The sequence below is a fragment of the Bradyrhizobium quebecense genome (genome assembly GCF_013373795.3).
Lineage (GTDB): Bacteria > Pseudomonadota > Alphaproteobacteria > Rhizobiales > Xanthobacteraceae > Bradyrhizobium > Bradyrhizobium quebecense.
The window spans coordinates 84,251-105,625 of the sequence record NZ_CP088022.1 but is presented as its reverse complement, the minus strand read 5'-3'; the positions used below and the strand labels follow the sequence as shown (position 1 = coordinate 105,625).

The window sequence follows — 21,375 nt, the reverse complement described above, 5'->3', positions numbered from 1 at the left end:
CGCCGGGCCCATTGCGGCGATCATTCGCCCGTATCAACCGGCCCGGACCATGCCCAATTCGACACAAGCGACGATTGCGCTGCGCAAGCTAGGCATTGCCTTCAAGCTCCACACCTATGTCTACGATTCCAGCGCCGAGAGCATCGGGCTGCAGGCGGCGGAGGCGCTCGGGGTCGACCCGAACCGCATGCTCAAGACGCTGATGGCGGAGGTCGACGGCAAGCCGGTCTGCGCCGTGGTGCCGTCCGACTGCGAGGTCAGCATGAAGAAGCTTGCCGCAGCCCTCGGCGGCAAGTCGGCCAGGATGATGCGCCCGGCCGATGCCGAGCGGCTGACCGGCTATCATGTCGGCGGTATCAGCCCGTTCGGCCAGAAAAAGAAAGTGCCGACCGCGATCGACGAGACCGCGCTCACGCATGTCAGCGTGTTCGTCAATGGCGGCCAGCGCGGCCTGCAGATCGAGATCGATCCGAACGACGCCGCGCTTGCCGCCGGCGCCACGATGAAGGCGCTGGTGGCGACGCAGGATTAGAGCTTCGGTTACGATTGAATCAGAATCGAAGCTCCGGCTTCTTGCTCTAGCGCGCGTTCTTCACGCGAACCGGTGCCCACTTCGCTCGAAAACGCTTCGCGCGATCAATGCGAGGGCTTGTCCCTGTTGAACTCCGCGCCGACATAGTCGGACAGGCCGGACAATTCCTCCGCCGAAATATCGTTGACGTTGAGCCTGAGCTGCATGATCGCGAGGTCGAGCAGATGTGCGGCGAAGGTCGCGCCGGCCGCCGTCACGATGCTGCGCTGCTCGATCAACACCGCGATGACGTCGCGCAAGCTGCGCATTTGCACTTGATCCATGGCCCTCTGCCCGATGCTGGCAGTCGTGATGTGTGTTGTCATTGGGATACCGATTGTAATGTGCTGATGGACGCCGCGCTGGCGGATGAAATGTATGGCAGCCGCTCGGCTTCCTCGCCGAGATGCAGGATGCGCGATGGCAGCTCGCGGACTTCGATGTCGATCGTCATCGGCGGCGGAATCAGCGTCACCGAAGCTTTCGGCCAGGGCGCCGGATTCGGGCTGACGGCGGTGAAGCGATAGGCGGCTGCGATCTCGAGCGCGAGCAATTGCAACTCGAGCATCGCAACCCCCATCCCGGCGCAGGCGCGCGGGCCGGCGCCGAACGGGATGTAGGCGTCGGTGTTGTAGCGCCGCGTCATCAGGAAGCGGTCGGGATCCTCGAAATGCCTGGGATCGCGCTGCAATTGCCAGGGACAGATCAGCAGCGAGGTGCCGACCTTGAGGTCGCGCCCGCCGATCGTCACCGGCTGCATCACCTCGCGCGAGAACCACCAGGCGCTGGGATACAGCCGGCAGACCTCCTTGACAAGCGTCGCGCTCAGATTGGCGCGCTTCACCGCGTCAAGCCGCAGCTCGCCGTCGTCGCCAAGGCACTCCGCCGCCTCGTCGGCAATGTCGTCCATCAGGGCGGGATCGGACGCCATCTGGTAGAACATCCACGCCGCAGTCGAACCGGTGGTGTGATGGCCGGCCAGCAGCAGTGTCAGGATCTCGTCCTCGAGATCGCGATCGCTCAGGCCGAGCGCCTCGAGATCCCGCAGCGCGCTGCTTGAGCCCGCCTTGCGGCGCAGGCGCTGCACCACCGTCGACATCGCGAGCTTGGCGCAGACCCGGTTCTGCCGGCGCCGGTACCAAGCCACCGGACCGAACGGCAACGCGCGGAACATCTCCTCGGCCAGATCGTCCTCGATCACGCCGACGGCCTGAACCAGCGCTTCCTCGTCGCCGGACGACATCAACTGGGAGCCGAAGATCGCGACGCAGATAGTCCGCAACGCCAGCATCGCCGTGACATGATGCGGATCGAACGATCCGAGCCGGGCCAGGCTGGCGCCGACCGCGCGGATCTCGGCGCACATATGCGGCAGGAATTTCTCGACGCTGCCCTTGGCCATGTGCTTCTGCAGCACCGTCCGCCGCCGCTTGTGCTCCTCGCCGCTCAGCATCAGCGAGCTGCGGCCGAGCACCGGCGTCAGCTTCTTGATCAGCTTCCCCTTTCCGATGTCGGTCTCCGGCGCCTTGAGGATCGGGCGCAGCAGATCGGGATCGTTCACCAGAAAGACGGGCGCAGGACCGAGCCGCAGGGGCACGAGACCCAGCTCGGCCTCGTTGCCGCGCGTCAGCAACAGACGCAGCGGGTCACGCTGGAATGCTCGAACGTCCGAGAACATGTGAGGCATCGTGAATCTCCAATTGCCGTCCAAGGTCGAGGAATTTGGTCAGGCCGGGATTGTCGGCGAGACCAAGCGGGATTTCTCCGGCGAGCGCCGTCAGCGGGCGGCCCATGCGATCATTGCCGATCACCTGCGGCGGGCCGTAGCGGCGGGTGCGGATGTCCATGCGGGTGAGAAAGCGCTCGTAGGAAAGGTCGGCGAGCGCCACGAGCGCCGCCGCCCCGCGCAGCTCGGCGAAGCGGAACATCAGCGCGTAGTTCACGCGTGCCGTCCGCGACCTCGCGACACCAGGCAGCACGCCGAACCGGCTGATTTCCCAGGCATCGCGACGGCTCGGAAAGCGACGCATCGCAAGCTGCGGGAACACCGACTTGGTCAGATAGGGATAATCGGTGCGGATCGCCCGGAAGCCGCCGACCAGCTCGACGCCTGAGAACAACAGGCAGTGCTCGGTATACCAACTGTCGAACTGATCGCGTTCGACGTCGCCGGTCGTGCTCAGAAGCCAGCCGCAATGGTCGACGAACAGTTGCTTGCGCAGCCGCAACATCGCCCCGACATGCGCCGCATCAAGCTCTTCCCTGGTGATGAGTGCATGATATCCGTCCAATGAATGCGGCATTATCCCTTCCTCCAAATGCGGAACATCTGGAACGAAAGGGGTTAACTGTGGTACCCCGAAAACCGGGGGTTTTAGTCAATGGGCCTGGTAGACGCGATTGCAACCATCGAGGCGTCGCATACCATCGACGAGCTCAGCTCGTCATTGCATCGTGTCGTCCAGAACTACGGCTTTTCGGGCTTCGCCTTTGTCGATGCCGGCCGGCCCGACCTTGATCTGCCCTATCATGTCGGCACCTTTCCCGACGCCTGGAAGCGGGCGTATGTGCAGAACGAGTTCGTCCATGCCGATCCGGCGCTGGCGCGGTCGCGACGCACCAACACGCCGTTCAGCTGGAGCAGCCTGAAGCTGCCGGAACGAAGCGGACACAAGCGGGCGCCCGAAGCCAAGACGATGGATGCCGCCCGCGAGTTCGGCTTCAAGGACGGCTTCGTGGTGCCTTTCCATTACCGCGACCGGCTCGGCGCCGTGCATTCGAGCTCGACGGTGTTCTTCTGGGAAGACGAGCGGCGCGACTTCGACAAGCTGTTCGTCTGCCATCGCCATGAACTGCATCTGTTAATGATCTACTGGGTGCAGCGCGCGATGGACATCGTCAACCGCGACCAGCGCAACGCGCCGACCATCCTGAAACCCGCCGACGCCGCCGAGACCATCAAGCTGACGGCACGGGAGAAGGAAGTGATCGCCTGGGCGGCGCGCGGCAAGACCGTGGTCGACACCGCGCAGATCCTCGGCATTTCGCCGGAGACGGTGGAAGGCTTCATCAAGCAGGCGCTGCGCAAGCTCGAGGCCTCCAACAAGACGCACGGGGTGGCGAAGAGCATCGCGCTCGGGATCATCGACCTGTGAGCGGGGCCGCGCGGCCGTCGCGGCGCTCTGAGGGCTGCTTCGGTGCGCGCTGCTTCCGTGCGCCCCATATCGCCGCGCTCGGCGGCAACGCCGCGAACTGTGGCAAGGTCACACATCCGGGTTGGATTTGCCTCCACGATCACCCACAGATTGCATTCGCGTACGATCTAGATAATAAGGCTGCGGCCCGATGACAGGGATTTCAGACCATGGGTGCATATTGCAGTGCCCGCCCGGCGCGACTGCCGAGCTGTCGTGAAAGCACGGTTCGTCCTGCACCTCGCCCGGTGCGCCGGGACCGATTGTCGATCCGGGTGATCCGTAGAAGTCCCGTCGCGACGAACCGCTGTTCCATTTGCTACCAATCATCGTCGCGGACATGCTGTCGACGGACGTAGCTGGAGATCGCCCAAGCGCACCATGAGCACATCGCAGGACGACCAGATCGATCAACTGGTGCAGGCGCGCTGGCGCGCAATCGGGCTGTCGCAGGCAGATCTCGCCGAGATCCTGTGCGCGGGGGCCTCCCTGCAAAAGAACGGCGTGGACGGCACCGTCAAAATCGATACCGGCCGCCTGGCGACCGTCGCCGAGATGCTCGGGATCGCCGCCGACATCCTCAATCACCGGCCCGCCGCCACAGCGCAGACACAAGGCGGCCAGGCGTCGGAATCGCTGCAATCCCTGCTCGAGCTGCGCATGCTGCGGGTGTTCCGCGACGTCAAGGACCCTGACACCAAGCGGATCCTGATCGAGCTCGCCGAGCAGATCGTCAAGCGCCAGACCACGCCGCCGGAGACCGGCTAGAGCATGATCCGGAAAAGTGCGACGCGGTTTTCCCTCGCGACAAACGCGGAACGCGTTTGCGCGGAGATCATGCTCATACAAGAGGCTTGTGGCGGATCGGCGTGTGCCGACCGGCCTGGCAAAGCGCCATCGCGCCTTCCGTAAGAGGCCTTCGCGCATGGTCGCGATGCGTCGATCCCCATTGATAGAACGGCGGAATCCGTGTCTGTGACGGGGCGCCGGGACGATCCATACCGGCCCGGCGACGGCCGGGCGGGCGGGCCGCGGCGCCGTGAACCCGGGCCTTTCGCATGTCTGCCACCGATTCCACCACAACGCCTGCGTCCGGCTCCTGGATCGCCAACCAGCCATATCTGCTGCTCTGCATCACCGCGATGTGCTGGGCCGGCAATGCCATCGTCGGCCGGCTCGCGGCCGGCCATATTCCGCCGGTGACGCTGTCGTTCCTGCGCTGGTTCGTGGCGTTCCTGATCATCCTGCCGTTTGCCTGGAAGCACCTCGCCAGCGACTGGCCTGCGATCCGCAAGAATCTCGGCATCATGATGCTGCTGTCGATGACCGGCATCAGCGCCTTCAACACGCTGCAATACTGGGCGCTCGAGCACACCCAGGCGCTCAACACGCTGTTGCTGCAATCCTCCGTGCCGCTGATGGTCGCGCTGTGGTCGCTGATCCTGCTCGGCGCGCGGCTGACGCTGGCGCAGCTCTGCGGCGTGTTGCTATCGCTCGCCGGCGTGCTGGTGATCCTGCTGCACGGCGATCTCACGACGCTGTCGAAGATCGAGTTCAACAAGGGCGACCTGATCTTCATCGCCGCGCTGGTGATCTTCGCGCTGTACTCGGTGCTGACCCTGAAGCGGCCCAAGATCCATGGCCTGTCGGTCGCGGCCTTCACCTTCGGCTGCGGCGCGCTGTTGCTGATCCCGTTCCTGATCTGGGAACTCGGCACGCGTCCGGTGATGCAGCTCACCACCAGCAATCTGCTGTCGCTGTTCTATGTCGCGGTATTCCCCTCGACGGTGGCCTATCTGTGCTTCAACCGCGGTGTGCAGCTGATTGGCGCCAACCGCGCCGCGCCGTTCTTCCACATGGTTCCGGTGTTCGGCACCATCATGTCGATCGTGTTCATCGGCGAGCATCCGCAGGCCTTCCATTTCATCGGCTTCGCGCTGGTGCTGGCCGGCGTCTTCGCGGCGTCGCGGAGGCAGAGCGCATGACTCTCCACTACCTCTCCCCGCAAGCGGGGCGAGGTAAGAGGACAAGCGCGGTGACTATCCGCCGCAAATCCGCTATCTCTTGAGGTCTGCTTCGCGGACAGGTCCCCAACGCATGGCGCGCGCCAGCAATCTCGTGATCGGCACCCTGACGCTGGCCCTGATCGCCGGCTCGCTCGGCGGCTGGCTGGGCTATCAGCGCTATGCCGGCATCAAACGGATGGTGCCGTTCCGCGTCGTGTTCGAGGGCTCGGCCTCCGGCCTGCGCCGCGGCGGCAGCGTCAACTTCGCCGGCGTGCGGATCGGCGAGGTGGTCTCGATCAGGCTCGACCGTCACCGCGTGGTGGCGATGACGCGGATCGAGGGCAACGCCCCGATCAAGAAGGACACCCAGGTCGGCCTCGAATTCCAGGGCCTCACCGGGATCGCCTCGATCTCCTTCACCGGCGGCACCGACGATGCTCCGCCGCCTGCGCTCGGCGCCGACGGCATTCCCGAGCTGACCGCCGACGCCGAAGGCACGATGGGCATCCAGGAGAAGCTGCGCGTCGCGCTGCGCAATGTCGATCGCGTCATCACCGAGAACGAGGCCGACATCAAGGACTCGCTGCTCGGGCTCGAGAACTTCACCAACTCGCTGTCCGGCAGTGGCGAGCTGATCGCGGGCTTCATCGATGCCGCCGAGGACGGCGTCGACGCGGTCGACGGCAAGTTGACGTCCGCCGACAAGTTCCTGAAGAGCTTCGGTAGCGACAAATATGGCGGCGAGTTGCTACCGACCGTGATCTCGCTGCGCGAGCTGATCCAGAGTTTTGACAAGAAATCCGGCGCCATGATCGCCGAAACCCGCAGGACGCTCAGCGACGTCAGCCAGTCCGTCAACACGTTCAACGAGAAAATTGTCGGGCGCGGCGGCAGGCGCTAACCCGAAACTCCAACCAAGAACCAAGAACCAAGAACCAAGAACCAAGAACAACGGAAACACTCGACGTGCACGACCGGACCGCAGCCCCTTCCCCGCCTCCCGCAAGCGTCAACCGCGCGGCGAGTGCCGTGCCCCGGCATTTGCGACGCTATCTCACGCTCGACGATTTCGAGCCGCAGGCGCGGCGGCTGTTGCCGAAATTCCTCTACGGCTACATCTCCGGCGGCGCCGAGACCGACGCGGCACGGTCAGACAATCGCCGGGCGTTCGACGAATACGGCTTCGTGCCGCGGGTACTGAAGGACGTCTCCGGCCGCGACCAGACCACGACGCTGTTCGGCAAGACCTACGCCTCGCCGTTCGGGATCCCGCCGATGGGCTCGTCAGCGCTGTGCGCCTATCGCGGCGATATCGTGCTGGCGCGCGCGGCGGCCGCGGCCAATGTCCCGATGATCCTCTCGGCTTCCTCGCTGATCACGCTGGAGGACGTCCGCGCCGCCAATCAGCAGGCCTGGTACCAGGCCTATCTCGCCGGGCTCGACGAGCGGATCGAACCGCTGGTCGATCGCGTCGCGGCGGCCGGCTACGACACCTTCGTCGTCACCGCCGACGTGCCGGTGCCGCCCAACCGCGAGAACAACATCCGCAACGGCTTCCAGGTGCCGCTCGAGATCACGCCGCGGGTGTTCTGGGACACCATCACCCATCCGGACTGGCTGCTGAACACCTGGGCCCGCACCGTGTTCAATCACGGCATGCCGCATTTCGAGAACATGGACGCCAAGCAGGGCCCGCCGGTGCTGTCCAAGAATTTGATGCGCAACATCGGCAGCCGCGACCAGCTCGCCTGGAAACACGTCGAGCTGATCCGCAAGCGCTGGCGCGGCAAGCTCGTGGTCAAGGGGCTGATCTCGCCGGAGGACGCGCGGCTGGCGCGCGAGCATGGCTGCGACGGCGTGATGGTTTCCAACCACGGCGGCCGCCAGCTCGACTACACCGTCTCCGCGCTGCGCACGCTGCCGGAGATCGCGGCGCAGAAGGGCAGCATGACCGTGATGATGGACGGCGGCATCCGCCGCGGCACCGACGTAATCAAGGCGCTCGCGCTCGGTGCGGACTTCGTCTGGATCGGCCGCCCGTTCCTCTACGGCGCGGTGGTCGCGGGCGAAGCCGGCGTCTCGCGCGCGATCTCGCTGCTGCACGCCGAGATCGACCGCGACCTCGCGCTGCTCGGCATCCGCAGCCTAAAAGAGATCACCCCGGACCTGGTGCGGAAGTTTTGAGCTCACGCATAACGCGCCGCGCCCATGCAGAGCGCGGTGATCGCGAGCAGCCCGGCCGCGATGCGCTGGGCGACCGCGAGCCGCGAACGTGCGGCTGATGCGTCGGCCGCGCCATTGCGCAGCTGCCTGATGGCGCCGCCGCCGACGATGATCTGCACGGTGATCGCGGCCAGCGCGGCGAGCGCGCCGCCCGCCAGGATCTGCTCCGACAACGCGAACGAACCTTCATGGACCAGGCGCCACAGCGTGGCACCGGTCACGATCGCAACCGTCGCCGCGCCGATTTGCGGAACCAGCAGCTTTTCGCCACCGAGGCCGCCGGTGCGCGCCAAAGTGAAGCTGGAGCCGGCCCAAAACACCGATGACAGGACGTGAAGGGACAGGGCTATGATGAGGATGATCTGCATGATCTCGCTCCAATGGGCATTGGAAATTAGATATACACAATGTATAATCAATTAGACGAAAGCAAGGCCAGCCGATGCCGCCGCGCAGCTATGTGAGCCCGGCGCGCAGCGCCGCCGCCGCCGAGACCCGCGAGCGCGTGATCGAGGCGGCCGCGCGCGCGCTGCGCGAAGGCGAGAGCATGGCGCGCTTCTCGCTGGATACGGTGGCGAAGGCCGCCGGCGTGACGCGGCTGACGGTCTATAACCAGTTCGGCTCCCGGCGCGGGCTGCTCGAAGCCGTGTTCGACGAGATCGCGCGCCATGGCGGGCTGCATCAGCTCGCCGACGCCATGGCGATGGCCGATCCGCGCGCCGCGCTCGACCGCATGGTCGAGATCTTCTGCGCATTCTGGAGCCGCGATTCCGCGGTCGCCCGCCTGCACGACGCGATGGCGACCGATCCCGAATTCACCGAAGCCGTGCGCGAGCGCAACGAGCGTCGCCGCCGCGGCGTCACCGCATTGGTCGACCGCATCGCGGGCAAGGGCGCATCGCCGCAGGCCCGCAACGATGCCGTCGACCTGATCTTCGCACTGACGAGCTATCCGACCTTCGCGTCGCTCAGCGCGGGACGATCAAGGGATGAGGTCTGCCGGGTGGTTCAGACGGCCTGCCGCGCAGCGCTTGCTAATCTGTCAGACCCGTCATCCTGAGGTGCGAGCGCTTGCGAGCCTCGAAGGATGAATCGGCCACAGTCGGGCCGTCGACCCTTCGAGGGCCGCTGAAGAAGCGGCCACCTCAGGGTGACGGAGATGGATTGGCGTACACGGGTTCAGTCAAGAGACGTGCGTCTTGCTACTCGCCCACCTTGAACTTGCTGTAGGCCTCGCGCGTCGCGATGATGACGTGCTCCTCGCAGCCGTTGCGGCGATGCGGGTCGCAGCGGGTCTCGTAGTCGGCCGAGGTCATCATGTCGAGGAAGGCCGCGACGCTCGGGTAGGTGACCAGCGCGAGGTAATCCCAGCGCTGGCCGGCCGGTTCGCCCAGTGCGACCGTCTCGGCGCTGCCGGTCCAGAGCAGCGTGCCGCCGCGTGCCTTGATCATGGGGACGGTGAGCGCGCTGTAGCGCAGATATGCATCCCAGCCCGAGCCGTCGCCGTCGAGCGACCGCTGGCGAAATCGCATCAGGTTGACCATGACGACCGGAGCCTCTTGATCCAGTTCGCCCAAGCCTTTGACATTCAGGAGATCGACACCCATCCACCAGCTCCCGCCCAAAGTCGCATCAGTTCGGGCCGGGTCGGTCCGGCCGCAACGATTATGTCACATCGCGGGACTACCCTGAAATGCCGGCAGGCCGTAAGCTCGTCACCCGATCTCGGAGGTCAATGCCGTGATGACCCTTCCCGAACTTGCGGCCGACGCGCTCGGCAAATTCCTCGGCGAATACATGCAGCGCCGGTTCGGCTCTTCACAGACCCAGCTGGTCGAGATGGTGCCCTCGATCGCGCGGATCGCGATCGAATGCATCGGCAACAGCGACGCGCTCTATCACAATGTCGAGCACACCATGCTGGTGACCCTGGCCGGCCACGCCATCCTGCGCGGCCGCGCGCTGCACTCGCACATGAGCGCCGAGGATTATGCGCATGTCATCGTCGCCTGCCTCACCCATGACATCGGCTATGTGCGCGGGCTGTTCGACGCCGACGACCGCAACGGCTATCTGGTCGCCGCCGACGGCCGCAAGGTGATCCTGCCGCGCGGCTCGTCGGATGCGGCGCTGATGTCCTATCACGTCGACCGTTCGAAGATCTTCGTGATGGAGCGGCTCAAGGGCGTCGACCTCCTCGACAAGGAGCGCATCGCGCGCGCCATCGAGGGCACACGGTTTCCGCAGAGCGCGCCGGACGGGAATGAGGAGTTCGGCGAGGAGGCCAGCCTGCTGCGGGCGGCCGACCTGATCGGCCAGCTCGGCGATCCCCATTACATCCGCAAGGCCAACGCGCTGTACCTCGAATTCGAGGAGGCCGGGCTGAACCGCCAGCTCGGCTACGATTCGCCGGCCGATCTCGTCGACCTCTATCCGCGCTTCTACTGGGACAGCGTCGCGCCGCATGTGCAGAAGGCGATCCGCCACCTCAACATCACCTCCAGCGGACGGCAATGGATCGCCAACCTCTACAGCAACGTGTTTCGCGCCGAGCGCGACATCTCGCTATCCGGGCCGCAGAAGTAGGTTGAAGGCCGCGCAGGGCCGCAAGCAAGACACTATCCCCGTCACCCTGAGAGGATGTGAGGCTATATCCTCGTCCACCGCTGTCATCGCCCGGCTTGACCGGGCGATCCAGTACGCCGCGACCTCTCGGCTCAAGCACCGCGGTCTCTGGAATACTGGATCACCCGCATGCGCGGGTGATGACACGGAGCAAGCTCAGCAATCACCCCGTCACCCTGAGGAGGCCGCATCGCGGCCGTCTCGAAGGGTCGACGGCCCAACTGTGGCCGTGCATCCTTCGAGACGCGCTGCGCGCTCCTCAGGATGACGGAATCGCGCGGTGAAACGAGTGACGACAAGCTCGGCCACGCATGGCTCCAATCCGCTCTTTCGTCTTGTGGCGGCGGCGGAATCGGGCACAACATCCGCCAGATAATGACCGCCTTGCCCGCACCTGCCACAACCCCGCGCTATCAGCCGCTGCACTGGCTCAACAACCAGCCCTATCTGCTGCTCAGCCTGACGTCGCTGTTCTGGGCCGCCAATATCGTGCTGGCGCGGCATGTCGGCAGCCATGTGCCGCCGGTCACGCTGACCACGATCCGCTGGTTCGGCGTATTCCTGATCCTGCTGCCGTTCGCCTGGCCGCATCTGAAGGAGGACTGGCCGAAGCTGCGCAGGGCGCTGCCGCTGATGCTGCTGTTGTCCGCGGTCGGTTTCGCGTTCAACAACGCGATCTCCTACTGGGCGATGCAATATACCGAGGCGTTGAACGCGCTGCTGATCCAGTCGGCGGGGCCGCTGTTCGTGGCGCTGTGGTCGCTGATCCTGTTCGGCGTCCGGCTGACGCCGGCGCAGCTTGCCGGCATTGCGATCTCGCTGGCCGGGGTGCTGACCATCATCCTGCGCGGCGATTTCTCGGCGCTCGCCAGCATCAGCTTCAACCGCGGTGACATCATGTTCGGCGCCTCGCTGGTGTCGTTCGGGCTGTATTCGGCGCTGATCCCGCGGCGGCCGAAAATCCATCAGCTCTCGCTGATCTCGTTCACCACCTGCTGCGGTGCGCTGATGCTGTTGCCGGTGGCGGCGTGGGAATTCGCCAACGGCGTGACGCTGAAGCTCGACGTTCTGACCTTTGCCACGCTGGGCTACACGCTGATCTTCCCGTCCACGCTCGCCTATCTGTTCTTCAACCGCGGCGTCGCATTGATCGGCCCGAACCGCGCGGCGCCGTTCTTTCATCTGGTGCCGGTGTTCGGCTCGGCGATGGCGATCCTGCTGCTCGGCGAGACGCTCGCGCCGTTCCATCTGATCGGCTACGCGCTGGTGCTCGCCGGCGTCATCATCGCCTCACGGCAAGGATCGGCGAAGGGCTAGCTGACGCCGGGGATATGGCTAAAGCGTTTTCGAGCGGAGTGGGCACCGGTTCGCGTGAAGAAAACGCGTCAAAGCAAGAATCTAGAGCTTCGGTTCTGATTCAATCAGAACCGAAGCTCTAACCTGCCTTGCGCAAGCCGGCGGACTTGCGTGGCGAATGGGGCTTTGCCGTCAGCGTTTCAGTGATGAAGTCGATGAACCGCCGCACCTTGGCCGGCACGTGGTTACGCGAGGCGTAATAGACGTAGAGCGGAAAACGCTCGTCGGGCCAGTCGGGAAACAGCTCGATCAGCGCGCCGCTCCTCAGGTGATCGTCGAGGCCGAGATCGATCACTTGCGCGATGCCGAAGCCGGCCAGGCAAGCGCCGAGCTTGGTTCCTGAATCGGTCACGGTGAGCCGCCCGTTGACCGCCACCGGCACGACCTCGCCGCCGCGCCAAAACTCCCAATCGAAGGGACGCCCGGTCGCCGCGTCGATGGCCAGGATGCACTGATGGTCGCGGCTCGCCAGCTCCCGCGGATCAAGCGGCCGGCCGTGCCGTTCGAGATAGATCGGCGAGGCCACGGTGAGCACGCGCGCATCGAGGACGCGGCGCGCAATCAGCGCCGACGGCGCCGGCTCGCCGAAACGCACCGCCAGATCAAAACCGTCGCTGACCAGATCCGCGATCCGGTCGCGGGTCTCGATCCGCAGCTCCATGCCCGGATTCTGCAGCAGGAACTCGCTCAGCTTCGGCGACAGCACCATGCGGGAGAACAGCGGATCGACATTGACCCGCAGCCTGCCGCGGACCGCATCGCGCGATTTCGCGGTCTCCGCCGCCGCCTCGCCGATCCCGGCCAGATGCGCGGCAACCCGCTCGACCAGCGCGCGTCCTTCCTCGGTGAGCTCGACGGCGCGGCTCGTGCGGTGAACCAGCCTGGCATCGAGGCGCGCCTCGAGCTTGGCGATCGCCTTGCTGACCCCGGATTGCGTCATGCCGAGCCGTTCGGCGGCCCGGCCAAAGCTGCGCGCATCCGCCAGCGCCGCGAGCACCACCAGGCCGCCAACCAGCCGACCGTCAACTTCGTCCATGCCGATGCCTCTCAGTCATCCAAGAGATGACCGGCCAGTCGTAGCACTCCGCCACCATATCGGCCACTGTCGGCGCAGATCACCGGTTCGATCCGGTGAGGCCACCGCCACATCATCCGCTACGGAGATTTTGCAATGAGCGACATCCAGGCCATCGCATCCGCGATCGATGGATATTTCGACCTGATGTATGACGTCGACGATAGCCGGTTCCGCGACGTCTTCTCCGATGGCTGCATCGTACACGGCATCCGGGACGGCAAGCACACGGTGCGGTCGGCCGCGGAATTTCGCGACTTCATCCGTAGCCGTCCCTCGCCGGCGTCGATGAAATCGCCGCGCGAGGAGGCCATCATCAGCATCGACCAGACCGCGTCCGATCTGGCCATCGCCAAGGTGCGCGTCAGGGCCGGCCAAACCGGCTTCATCGATCATCTCGTGTTTCATCGGATCGACGGCAGGTGGCTCATCACCACCAAGGCCTTTCACGTCGCGCAGGTCTTCCCGGCGGGATCGTAGCGCCCCCTCACCAATATTTCTGAATACCGGAATAATGAGGCTGATTTGCCCGACGTGTCAAGTTGCCTGGTCGACCGCCGGCCGCCATCGGCTACTTTGCATGGGGTTGTTTTCGATATTTTTGGCAGCCCATCCCTGCGACGGCCCGGGAGTAGCCATGCGGCGAAAGGCTGCTCCCGGCACCTGCCAATTCCGTCATCCTGAGGTGCGCGCTGTTGCGCGCGTCTCGAAGGATCGACGGCCACCAGCCGGGCCGCACATCCTTCGAGGCTCGCCCGGCGGCGCAATTGCGCCGCAAGGCTCGCACCTCTGGATGACGGGGATGCGCAGTCGTGGAATGCGCTGGGTGGGTTGCGCTTCGCTAGCTAACCCACCCTGCGCGATCCGTCACGCCGCACGTACCTTCTGCAGGAACTCGTCGACCGCGTTGCGCAGCATGCCGGACTGGGTGTCGAGCTCGCGCGCGTTCGACAGCACGTCGCCCGCGGCGGTGCCGGTGGCGGCGGCCGCGGTGGTGACGCCGCCGATATGGGCGGAGATCTCGCTCGAGCCGGCTGCGACCTGCTGGATGTTGCGCGCGATTTCGCGCGTCGCATCGCCCTGCTGGTCGATCGCGGTCGAGATCGAGGCGGTGATCTCGCTCATCTGCGCGATGGTCGCGGTGATACCGCCGATCGATGTCACCGCTTCGCCGGTAGAGGCCTGCATCGCCGCGACCTGCGCCGAGATCTCCTCGGTCGCCTTTGCGGTCTGGTTGGCCAGCGCCTTCACCTCGGAGGCGACAACCGCGAAGCCGCGGCCGGATTCGCCGGCGCGCGCCGCCTCAATGGTGGCGTTGAGCGCCAGCAGGTTGGTCTGGGCGGCGATCGAGTGGATCAGCTTGACCACCTCGCCGATCTTCTCGGCGCCGGTGGAGAGCGCCTGCACGGTCGCGTTGGTGCGCTCGGCATCGGCCACCGCTTGGCTTGCGACCTCGCTGGAGCGCGCCACCTGGCGGGAGATCTCCGCAACCGAACTGGAGAGTTCCTCGGCCGCCGCGGCGACGGTGCCGACATTGTTGGAGGCAGAATCGGAGGCGGCACCGACGGTCGCGGCCCGCGCGCTGGCGTCGCTGGCGGTTGCGGTCATCGACTGCGCCGTGGTCTGCATGCCGGCGGCGGCGGAGGCCACCGTCCGGACGATGCCGTTCACGCTGCGCTCGAAATCGCTCGCAAGGTCCTGCATCGCGCTGCGCCGCTCGGCGGCGGCGCGCGCCTGCGTCTCGGCCTCGGCCTGCTCAAGGCCGCGGATGCGGATCGCATTGTCCTTGAAGATCTGCACGGTCGCCGCCATGCCGCCGACCTCATCGCCGCGGCCGACACCCGGGATGTCGCCGTCGAGCTTGCCGTCGGCGATGTCGCGCATGCGCGAGCCCAGCAGGTTGAGCGGCCGGGAGATGCTGCGGCCGATCAGCCAGGCGACCGAGCCGGAAATGATGCCGATGCCGAGGATCGCAAGGCCGAGCAGCCACGCGATCGGCCGCATCTTGGCGTCGATATCCTCGAGATAGGCGCCGGTGCCGAGATACATGTCGAAGCCGGGGACCGCGACGGCATAGCCGAGCTTGTGGATCGGCGTCTCCTGACCGGGCTTCACATAATCATAGAACAGCAGGATCTCGCCCTTGGCCTTCACGCCGTCCATCAGTTCCTGCGAGAGCTTGCGGCCATTGGTCACGACGTCCATGCGGTTGGTTCCGACCTGCTTCGGATCAGGCGCCAGCACGGTGATGCCGTTGTAGTCGGTGCCGAACAGATAGCCGGCGCCGTTGTCATAGGTCATGGCGTTGGCGCGCTTGCCGAACTCGGCCAGCGCGGCCTCCTTGGTCATCTTGCCGACGTCGACTTCCTTCTTCAGGCCCGCCGCCATGTTCTTCGCCATCTCGACGATGGCCTTGGCCTGGTCGATGCGTGCATTTGTCATCTCACGCTGCATCAGGTGACCGGCGAGGATGCCGGCCGTGCACAGACCAAGGAGGGTCACCCCCACCAGAATGCCGAGCTTGGGGGTGATCTTCAGATTTGACAGCTTCACGGGGATCTCCAGAAGAGGCGGGGAACGCGACGCGATTGGCGGATTGATTCCGCTCACCGTAATGTGAGACCCTTTACCTGATGGTTACGGAGGTTCCCCGTAGAAGCCCGGAGAATCGGGCCGCGGACCAACCGGCAATTGTGGAGCGAACAGCGCCGCTCGCGTAGAAGTAGGGACAGTGGTGATCCAAGCCGCGCTCCGAGAAGCAAGAACATCAAGAAGCAGACCAGCAAGAAGCAAGAACAGAAGACCTCAATCGGGAGCAGACAATGTCGAAATTCAGGGTGGTGACGCCGAAGGGCGCGAGCTTCACGGTCGCCGGCGGCGGCTATGATTATGAGCGCGAGGCGCTCGATCCGATCGGCGCGGAGATCGTCGAGGCGCCGGCCAACGAGACCGAATTCATCGCCGCGGCACGCACCGCGGACGCGATCTACGCCAAGGGCATGCCGATCACCAAAGCGGTGATCGACGCGCTGGAGAACTGCAAGGTGATCACGCTCGGCAGCGTCGGCGTCGACTCGGTCGACGTCAAGGCCGCGACCGCCCGCGGCATCCCCGTCACCAACATCCCCGACACCTTCATCGAGGAGGTTGCCGACCACGCCATGATGCTGCTGCTCGCCGGCTTCCGCCGCCTGATCGAGCAGGACAAGATGGTGCGCAGCGGCCGCTGGGCCGAGGGCCGCCCGGCGCTGCTGAAGATTCCGCGGCTGATGGGCCAGACGCTCGGCTTCATCTCGTTCGGCCGCGTCGCCCGCGCGGTGGCCAAGCGCGCCGCGCCGTTCGGCCTCAGGATGATGGCCTACGATCCCTTCATTCAGGAAACGCTGATGTACGACCACGGCGTGATTCCCTCGACGCTGTCGGAGGTGCTGTCGCAGTCGGATTTCGTCTCGATGCACGCCCCGGCGCGGCCCGAAGTGCACCACATGCTGACCGAGAAGCATTTTCGTCAGATGAGAAAATCGGCCATCTTCATCAACACCGGCCGCGGCGCCACCGTCGATGAGGAATCGCTGATCAAGGCGCTGCAGGAGGGCTGGATCGCCCACGCCGCGCTCGACGTGCTGGAGAAGGAGCCCCCGTCGCACAACAATCCGATGCTCGGGATGGACAATGTTACCTTGACCGCCCATGTCGCCTCGGCATCGGCACGTTTTGACGAGGCGCGCAAGCGCCGGGTGGGCTACGAATTGTCACTAGTGCTGCAAGGCATGTGGCCGGTAAGCTGCGTCAACCCGTCGGTGCTGCAAGACACCGCGCTGCGCCGCTGGCAGCCCGTCAGCATGGATCGCGGTCCGAACAGCTAAGGCGGGAATGCGCTCTTCGCGCGAGGACCCGCCATGCGGGCCCTTCGCGCGGGCGCGCCGCGACCACAAGACCCTTCACCGGCGGCCAACGCCGGGAAGGAACAATGACAACGAAACAATAAGAACGGGAGTGCGAACGACATGAAGTACGAGATCACGCGTCGCGACGCGCTGGCGCTGGGGGCGTCCGCGGCGGCACTGGCGGTCACCGGGGCTGCGGCGCAGGACGCATCGAAAGTGAAGGCTGCCGACGTGGCGGCGCCGGCGCTGCCGATCGAGAAGGGCGCGACCTTGCGCATGTTGCGGCCGGTGCGCTTCGTCCAGGCCGACGAAGACGTGTTCCGCGCCAATGCCAAGCGATTCACCGACAAGACCGGCGTCGAGGTCAAGGTCGACTTCGTCGGCTGGGAAGACATCAATCAGCAAACCGCGGTGACCTCGAACTCCGGCGCCGGCCCCGACATCATCATCGGCTTCGGCGACGCACCGCACATCTATATCGACAAGCTGATCGAATTGACCGACGTCGCCGATTATCTCGACAAGCGCTACGGCGGATGGCTCACGCTGGCGCGCCGCTACGGCATGCGCTCGAAGTCGAAGAGCTGGGTCGGCCTGCCGTTCGGCGCCTCGGGCGGCCCGCTGGTCTACCGCAAGTCACTGGTCAACGCGGCCGGCTTCGACAAGGTGCCGGAAGACCACGCCGGCATCCTCGCGCTCTGCAAGAAGCTGAAGGCGGCCGGCAAGCCGGCGGGCTTCGCGCTCGGCAACGCCGTCGGCGACGGCAACGGCTTCGCCAACTGGCTGTTGTGGTCGCACAACGCCGCGCTGCTCGATGAGGAAGGCAATATCATCATCAACAGCAAGGAGACCATCGCCGCACTGAAATATTTGAAGGAGCTCTATCCGACCTTCATCGCCGGCACGCCATCCTGGAACGACGTCTCCAACAACCGCGCCTACTCGTCGCAGGAGATCGGCCTGACCGGCAACGGCGTCTCGCTGTACTTCTCGCTGAAGAACGATCCCGCGACCAAGGCGATCGCCGACGACACCGAGCATCAGTTGCTGCCCAAGGGATTGGCATCGACCTCGCCGATGTCCGGCCTGACCCTGAATGCGATGGTGTTCAAGCACAGCCCGTATCCCAACGCGGCGAAGGCCTTCCTACAATTCATGCTGGAGAAGGAGCAGTACGAGCCGTGGCTCAACGCCAACTCCTGCTACTGGTCGCAGCCGCTCGCGGCCTACGCGGACGCTGCGGTGTGGTCGGGCGATCCCAAGGTCGCGATCTTCAAGGACACGATGAAGAGCCCCTATTACAACGGCTACAAGGGGCCGATCTCGACCGCGACCGGTGCCGTCAACGCGGATTACGTGCTGGTGCAGATGTGCGCCTCGGTGGCGACCGATGCGGCAACGCCCGAGGCTGCCGCCGCGGAAGCCGAGCAGCGCGCCAAGCGGTACTTCCGGCGGCAGGGCCGGTAACGACGGTCATTGAACCGCGAAACTTAATCAACCGTCATTGCGAGCGAAGCGAAGCAATCCATAACGCCCCAGAGGAGAGATGGATTGCTTCGTCGCTTCGCTCCTCGCAATGACGACAAGACGAGCATTCAATGTCCGTAACCACCCTCAATTCACGCGGCGCGGCACTACGCCAGCCCGGCTGGCTCGCGCGCCTGTTCGACTACAAGCCGTTCCTGATCGTGATGTGCCTTGCGCCCGCGGTCGGCCTGCTGCTGGTGTTCCTCACCTATCCGCTCGGCCTCGGCATCTGGCTCGCCTTCACCGACACCACGATCGGCCAGCGCGGTGTCTATATCGGGCTCGAGAACTTCCAGTATCTGCTCAAGGATCCCCTGTGGTGGAACGCGGTGTTCTACTCGATCTTCTACACCGCAGTCGCAACCTTCGGAAAATTCGCGCTCGGCTTCTGGCTGGCGCTGCTGCTCAACAACCATTTCCCGTTCAAGAGCCTGATCCGCGCCATCGTGCTGCTGCCATGGATCGTGCCGACGGTGCTCTCCGCGCTGGCATTCTGGTGGATCTACGATCCGCAGTTCTCGATCATCTCCTATCTGCTGGTCGACGTGCTGCACCTGCGCGACAGCAATGTCGATTTCCTCGGCTCGCCCTGGCCGGCGCGGTTCTCGCTGATCGCGGCCAACATCTGGCGCGGCATCCCGTTCGTCGCGATCTCGCTGCTGGCCGGGCTACAAACCATCTCGCCCTCGCTTTATGAAGCGGCGATGCTCGATGGCGCCACCTCCTGGCAGCGCTTCCGCTACATCACCTTCCCGATGATGATGCCGATCCTGGCGATCGTGATGACGTTCTCGATCATCTTCACTTTCACCGACTTCCAGCTCGTCTACGCCATCACCCGCGGCGGCCCGGTCAACTCGACCCATCTGCTCGCGACGCTGGCGTTCCAGCGCGGCATCGCCGGCGGCGAGCTCGGCGAGGGTGCAGCGATCGCGGTCTCGATGATCCCGTTCCTCGTGTTCGCGACGTTGTTCAGCTACTTCGGCCTCGCCCGCCGCAAATGGCAGCAGGGAGAAGCCAATGACTGACGTTGCCGCCCAATCCTCCAACGTCGCCAGCGCCACGCCCGACACGATGGCGTGGGATTCTCGCGCCCGGCGCGTGGTGATGATCTATCTGCCGCTCGCCTGCTTCATCCTGATCCTGCTGTTCCCGTTCTACTGGATGGCGATCACCTCGTTCAAACCGAACGCGGAGCTCTTGAACTACAAGGAGCACAATCCGTTCTGGATCACCTCGCCGACGCTCGCGCATGTCAAGCATCTGTTGTTCGACACGTCGTATCCGCGCTGGCTGAAGACCACCATGCTGGTCGCGATCGGCTCGACCTTCCTGTCGCTGTTCGCCTCAACGCTCGCCGCCTACGCGATCGAGCGGCTGCGCTTCCGCGGCAGCCCCTATGTCGGGCTCGGCATCTACCTCGCCTATCTGGTGCCGCCGTCGATCCTGTTCATTCCGCTGGCAACCGTGATCGTGCAGTTCGGCCTGTTCGATTCACCCTTGGCGCTGATCCTGGTCTATCCGACCTTCCTGGTGCCGTTCTGCACCTGGCTCCTGATCGGCTATTTCAAGTCGATCCCCTATGAACTCGAGGAATGCGCGCTGGTCGACGGCGCAACGCGGCTGCAGATCCTGTGGCGGATCACGCTGCCGCTCGCGGTACCCGGCTTGATCTCGGCCGGCATCTTCTCCTTCACGCTGTCCTGGAACGAGTTCATCTACGCGCTCGCCTTCATCCAGAGCGGCGCCAACAAGACCGTGCCGGTCGCGATCCTGACCGAGCTCATCACCGGCGACGTCTACCAGTGGGGCGCGCTGATGGCCGGCTCCCTGCTCGGCTCGCTGCCGGTCGCGCTGTTCTACTCGCTGTTCGTCGACTACTACGTGTCGTCGCTGACGGGGGCGGTGAAGGAGTAGCGGGGCGTCGGTCGAAGCGAACTCAGCCTTTCCCGTCATCCTGAGGAGCGCGAAGCGCGTCTCGAAGGATCGACGGCCACCGGCGGGGCCGTGCATCCTTCGAGGCTCGCTCCGCTCGCACCTCAGGATGACGGCAAAATGAAGTGCGACCTAGGTCAGTGAGGCTTGGTACTAGCGCGGCACGAACGCGACCGGCACGCTGAAAGCCATCGAGCCCTGCGTGACCTCGGATGGAAACGCCGGAAACGGCTGGGCCTGGCGCACTATCGCCAGCGCCCGCGTGTCGAAGGTCGGATTGCCGGAGGAGCAACCGAGATGGCTCGACAGCACCTGCCCGCCGCGGCCGAGCGTGAACACCAGGCGGACCACGCCGCGCTGGCCGTTGCCCCCGGCCGGATAGGAATGGAACCGCAGCAAATGCGCGCGAACGCGTGCGTTGTAGGCCGCGATCGCCGACGCGGCTGCGCCGGCGCTGATCGCGGATGCCGCGGGCGCCTGACGCTCGGCGCGGCTCGGCGCGCTGGTGCGTGGTGCCTGCGTCGCCTCGGACGGCTTCTTTGCCTCCCGGCGGACCACCCTCGGCTTGATGGGTTCGGGCTTCCGCTCCGGAACGACCTTCGCGGGTTCGGGCTTCGGCGGCCTGGCCTGCTGCTTCTGCTCCGGCGGCGCCGTCACCTCGGGCTTCTCCTGCAGCAGCGTCGGCGCGATCTCCTCCTGCACCGGCAGCGCGGCGGCAGGCTCCGGCGGCGAGGCGTCAGCCTCCTGCATCGCCGGACCCGGCGGCAGTTCGGTCTCCGAAATCGCCGGCGAGGACGTGATCGGCGTCAGGTCGACCAGCACCGCGGGCACGGCAACGCCCGGCGGCGGCGCAGAGACCCAGGTGATGCCGAGCGCAATCAGCGCCGCATGCGCTGCCAGGATCGCGGCCGCCGACAGGCCCCACCGCCTCAACCTGATATCGTCGTCCGCATCATGAAGCGCATACGCATTCATC

22 protein-coding genes are annotated in these 21,375 nt (G+C 65.3%); 14 read left to right on the top strand and 8 right to left on the bottom strand.

The window, feature by feature from the left end; genetic code table 11:
- The first annotated feature begins 49 nt into the window (after window positions 1-49).
- Window positions 50-532, top strand: coding sequence for a Cys-tRNA(Pro) deacylase (gene ybaK / locus HU230_RS00570; protein ID WP_176533434.1), 483 nt, complete (start codon window positions 50-52; stop codon window positions 530-532).
- 104 nt (window positions 533-636) lie between these two features.
- Here ybaK and HU230_RS00565 read toward each other — a convergent pair whose 3' ends face one another.
- Genes HU230_RS00565 through HU230_RS00555 form a run of 3 tightly spaced genes read right to left on the bottom strand, consistent with a single transcriptional unit; the run spans window position 637 to window position 2,874 of the window.
- On the bottom strand, window positions 637-855 hold the full coding sequence (locus tag HU230_RS00565; protein WP_092117320.1) for a hypothetical protein: 219 nt from the start codon (window positions 853-855) through the stop codon (window positions 637-639).
- Window positions 856-893: 38 nt separating this feature from the next.
- Window positions 894-2,258 (bottom strand): cytochrome P450, encoded by a 1,365-nt coding sequence (locus tag HU230_RS00560; RefSeq protein ID WP_224942785.1) that lies wholly within the window; start codon window positions 2,256-2,258, stop codon window positions 894-896.
- A complete protein-coding gene (locus HU230_RS00555; RefSeq protein WP_176533435.1) occupies window positions 2,218-2,874 on the bottom strand; it encodes an acyl-homoserine-lactone synthase in 657 nt (218 codons plus the stop codon). Before HU230_RS00555 ends, HU230_RS00560 begins: the two co-directional genes overlap by 41 nt.
- A gap of 78 nt (window positions 2,875-2,952) precedes the next feature.
- Between HU230_RS00555 and HU230_RS00550 the strand changes: the two genes are divergently transcribed.
- The 5 genes from HU230_RS00550 (at window position 2,953) to HU230_RS00530 (ending at window position 7,955) form a co-directional block, all read left to right on the top strand.
- A complete protein-coding gene (locus HU230_RS00550) occupies window positions 2,953-3,726 on the top strand; it encodes a LuxR family transcriptional regulator (protein WP_176533436.1) in 774 nt (257 codons plus the stop codon).
- A 420-nt stretch (window positions 3,727-4,146) separates the two neighbouring features.
- Window positions 4,147-4,533 (top strand): hypothetical protein, encoded by a 387-nt coding sequence (locus HU230_RS00545; RefSeq protein WP_176533437.1) that lies wholly within the window; start codon window positions 4,147-4,149, stop codon window positions 4,531-4,533.
- Window positions 4,534-4,823: 290 nt separating this feature from the next.
- Window positions 4,824-5,750 (top strand): DMT family transporter, encoded by a 927-nt coding sequence (locus HU230_RS00540; protein ID WP_176533438.1) that lies wholly within the window; start codon window positions 4,824-4,826, stop codon window positions 5,748-5,750.
- Window positions 5,751-5,862: 112 nt separating this feature from the next.
- Window positions 5,863-6,672, top strand: coding sequence for an MlaD family protein (locus tag HU230_RS00535; protein ID WP_176533439.1), 810 nt, complete (start codon window positions 5,863-5,865; stop codon window positions 6,670-6,672).
- 128 nt (window positions 6,673-6,800) lie between these two features.
- Complete coding sequence (locus tag HU230_RS00530) at window positions 6,801-7,955, top strand: alpha-hydroxy acid oxidase (RefSeq protein ID WP_176533440.1); 1,155 nt, start codon at window positions 6,801-6,803, stop codon at window positions 7,953-7,955.
- Window positions 7,956-7,957: 2 nt separating this feature from the next.
- Here the strand turns inward: HU230_RS00530 and HU230_RS00525 are convergent, their stop codons facing one another.
- Window positions 7,958-8,362, bottom strand: coding sequence for a hypothetical protein (locus tag HU230_RS00525; RefSeq protein ID WP_176533441.1), 405 nt, complete (start codon window positions 8,360-8,362; stop codon window positions 7,958-7,960).
- Window positions 8,363-8,436: 74 nt separating this feature from the next.
- Here HU230_RS00525 and HU230_RS00520 point away from each other — a divergent pair, with 74 nt between their 5' ends.
- Window positions 8,437-9,054, top strand: coding sequence for a TetR/AcrR family transcriptional regulator (locus HU230_RS00520; protein ID WP_176533442.1), 618 nt, complete (start codon window positions 8,437-8,439; stop codon window positions 9,052-9,054).
- Window positions 9,055-9,196: 142 nt separating this feature from the next.
- Here HU230_RS00520 and HU230_RS00515 read toward each other — a convergent pair whose 3' ends face one another.
- The gene (locus HU230_RS00515) at window positions 9,197-9,601 is read right to left on the bottom strand and encodes a DUF1330 domain-containing protein (protein WP_176533443.1); all 405 of its coding nucleotides are present in this window, start codon (window positions 9,599-9,601) and stop codon (window positions 9,197-9,199) included.
- 133 nt (window positions 9,602-9,734) lie between these two features.
- On the opposite strand from HU230_RS00515, the gene HU230_RS00510 reads away from it, so the two are divergent.
- Both HU230_RS00510 and HU230_RS00505 read left to right on the top strand, forming a co-directional pair.
- Complete coding sequence (locus HU230_RS00510) at window positions 9,735-10,580, top strand: HD domain-containing protein (RefSeq protein ID WP_176533444.1); 846 nt, start codon at window positions 9,735-9,737, stop codon at window positions 10,578-10,580.
- Between the two features lie 414 nt (window positions 10,581-10,994).
- Window positions 10,995-11,936: a DMT family transporter gene (locus HU230_RS00505; protein WP_176533445.1), complete on the top strand. Its 942-nt coding sequence runs from the start codon at window positions 10,995-10,997 to the stop codon at window positions 11,934-11,936.
- A gap of 118 nt (window positions 11,937-12,054) precedes the next feature.
- On the opposite strand, the gene HU230_RS00500 is transcribed toward HU230_RS00505, so the two are convergent.
- A complete protein-coding gene (locus HU230_RS00500) occupies window positions 12,055-13,011 on the bottom strand; it encodes a LysR family transcriptional regulator (RefSeq protein ID WP_176533446.1) in 957 nt (318 codons plus the stop codon).
- A gap of 135 nt (window positions 13,012-13,146) precedes the next feature.
- Here HU230_RS00500 and HU230_RS00495 point away from each other — a divergent pair, with 135 nt between their 5' ends.
- A complete protein-coding gene (locus tag HU230_RS00495; protein ID WP_176533447.1) occupies window positions 13,147-13,530 on the top strand; it encodes a nuclear transport factor 2 family protein in 384 nt (127 codons plus the stop codon).
- A 387-nt stretch (window positions 13,531-13,917) separates the two neighbouring features.
- On the opposite strand, the gene HU230_RS00490 is transcribed toward HU230_RS00495, so the two are convergent.
- The gene (locus tag HU230_RS00490) at window positions 13,918-15,603 is read right to left on the bottom strand and encodes a methyl-accepting chemotaxis protein (protein ID WP_176533448.1); all 1,686 of its coding nucleotides are present in this window, start codon (window positions 15,601-15,603) and stop codon (window positions 13,918-13,920) included.
- 269 nt (window positions 15,604-15,872) lie between these two features.
- Between HU230_RS00490 and HU230_RS00485 the strand changes: the two genes are divergently transcribed.
- The 4 genes from HU230_RS00485 to HU230_RS00470 all read left to right on the top strand — a co-directional run bounded on the left by HU230_RS00485 (window position 15,873) and on the right by HU230_RS00470 (window position 20,381).
- A complete protein-coding gene (locus HU230_RS00485) occupies window positions 15,873-16,916 on the top strand; it encodes a C-terminal binding protein (protein ID WP_176533449.1) in 1,044 nt (347 codons plus the stop codon).
- Between the two features lie 141 nt (window positions 16,917-17,057).
- On the top strand, window positions 17,058-18,404 hold the full coding sequence (locus HU230_RS00480; RefSeq protein WP_176533450.1) for an ABC transporter substrate-binding protein: 1,347 nt from the start codon (window positions 17,058-17,060) through the stop codon (window positions 18,402-18,404).
- 131 nt (window positions 18,405-18,535) lie between these two features.
- The gene (locus tag HU230_RS00475; RefSeq protein WP_176533451.1) at window positions 18,536-19,492 is read left to right on the top strand and encodes a carbohydrate ABC transporter permease; all 957 of its coding nucleotides are present in this window, start codon (window positions 18,536-18,538) and stop codon (window positions 19,490-19,492) included.
- Between the two features lie 46 nt (window positions 19,493-19,538).
- A complete protein-coding gene (locus HU230_RS00470) occupies window positions 19,539-20,381 on the top strand; it encodes a carbohydrate ABC transporter permease (protein ID WP_375789772.1) in 843 nt (280 codons plus the stop codon).
- Between the two features lie 171 nt (window positions 20,382-20,552).
- On the opposite strand, the gene HU230_RS00465 is transcribed toward HU230_RS00470, so the two are convergent.
- Window positions 20,553-21,374: a TonB family protein gene (locus HU230_RS00465; protein WP_176533452.1), complete on the bottom strand. Its 822-nt coding sequence runs from the start codon at window positions 21,372-21,374 to the stop codon at window positions 20,553-20,555.
- Window position 21,375: the final 1 nt, after the last annotated feature.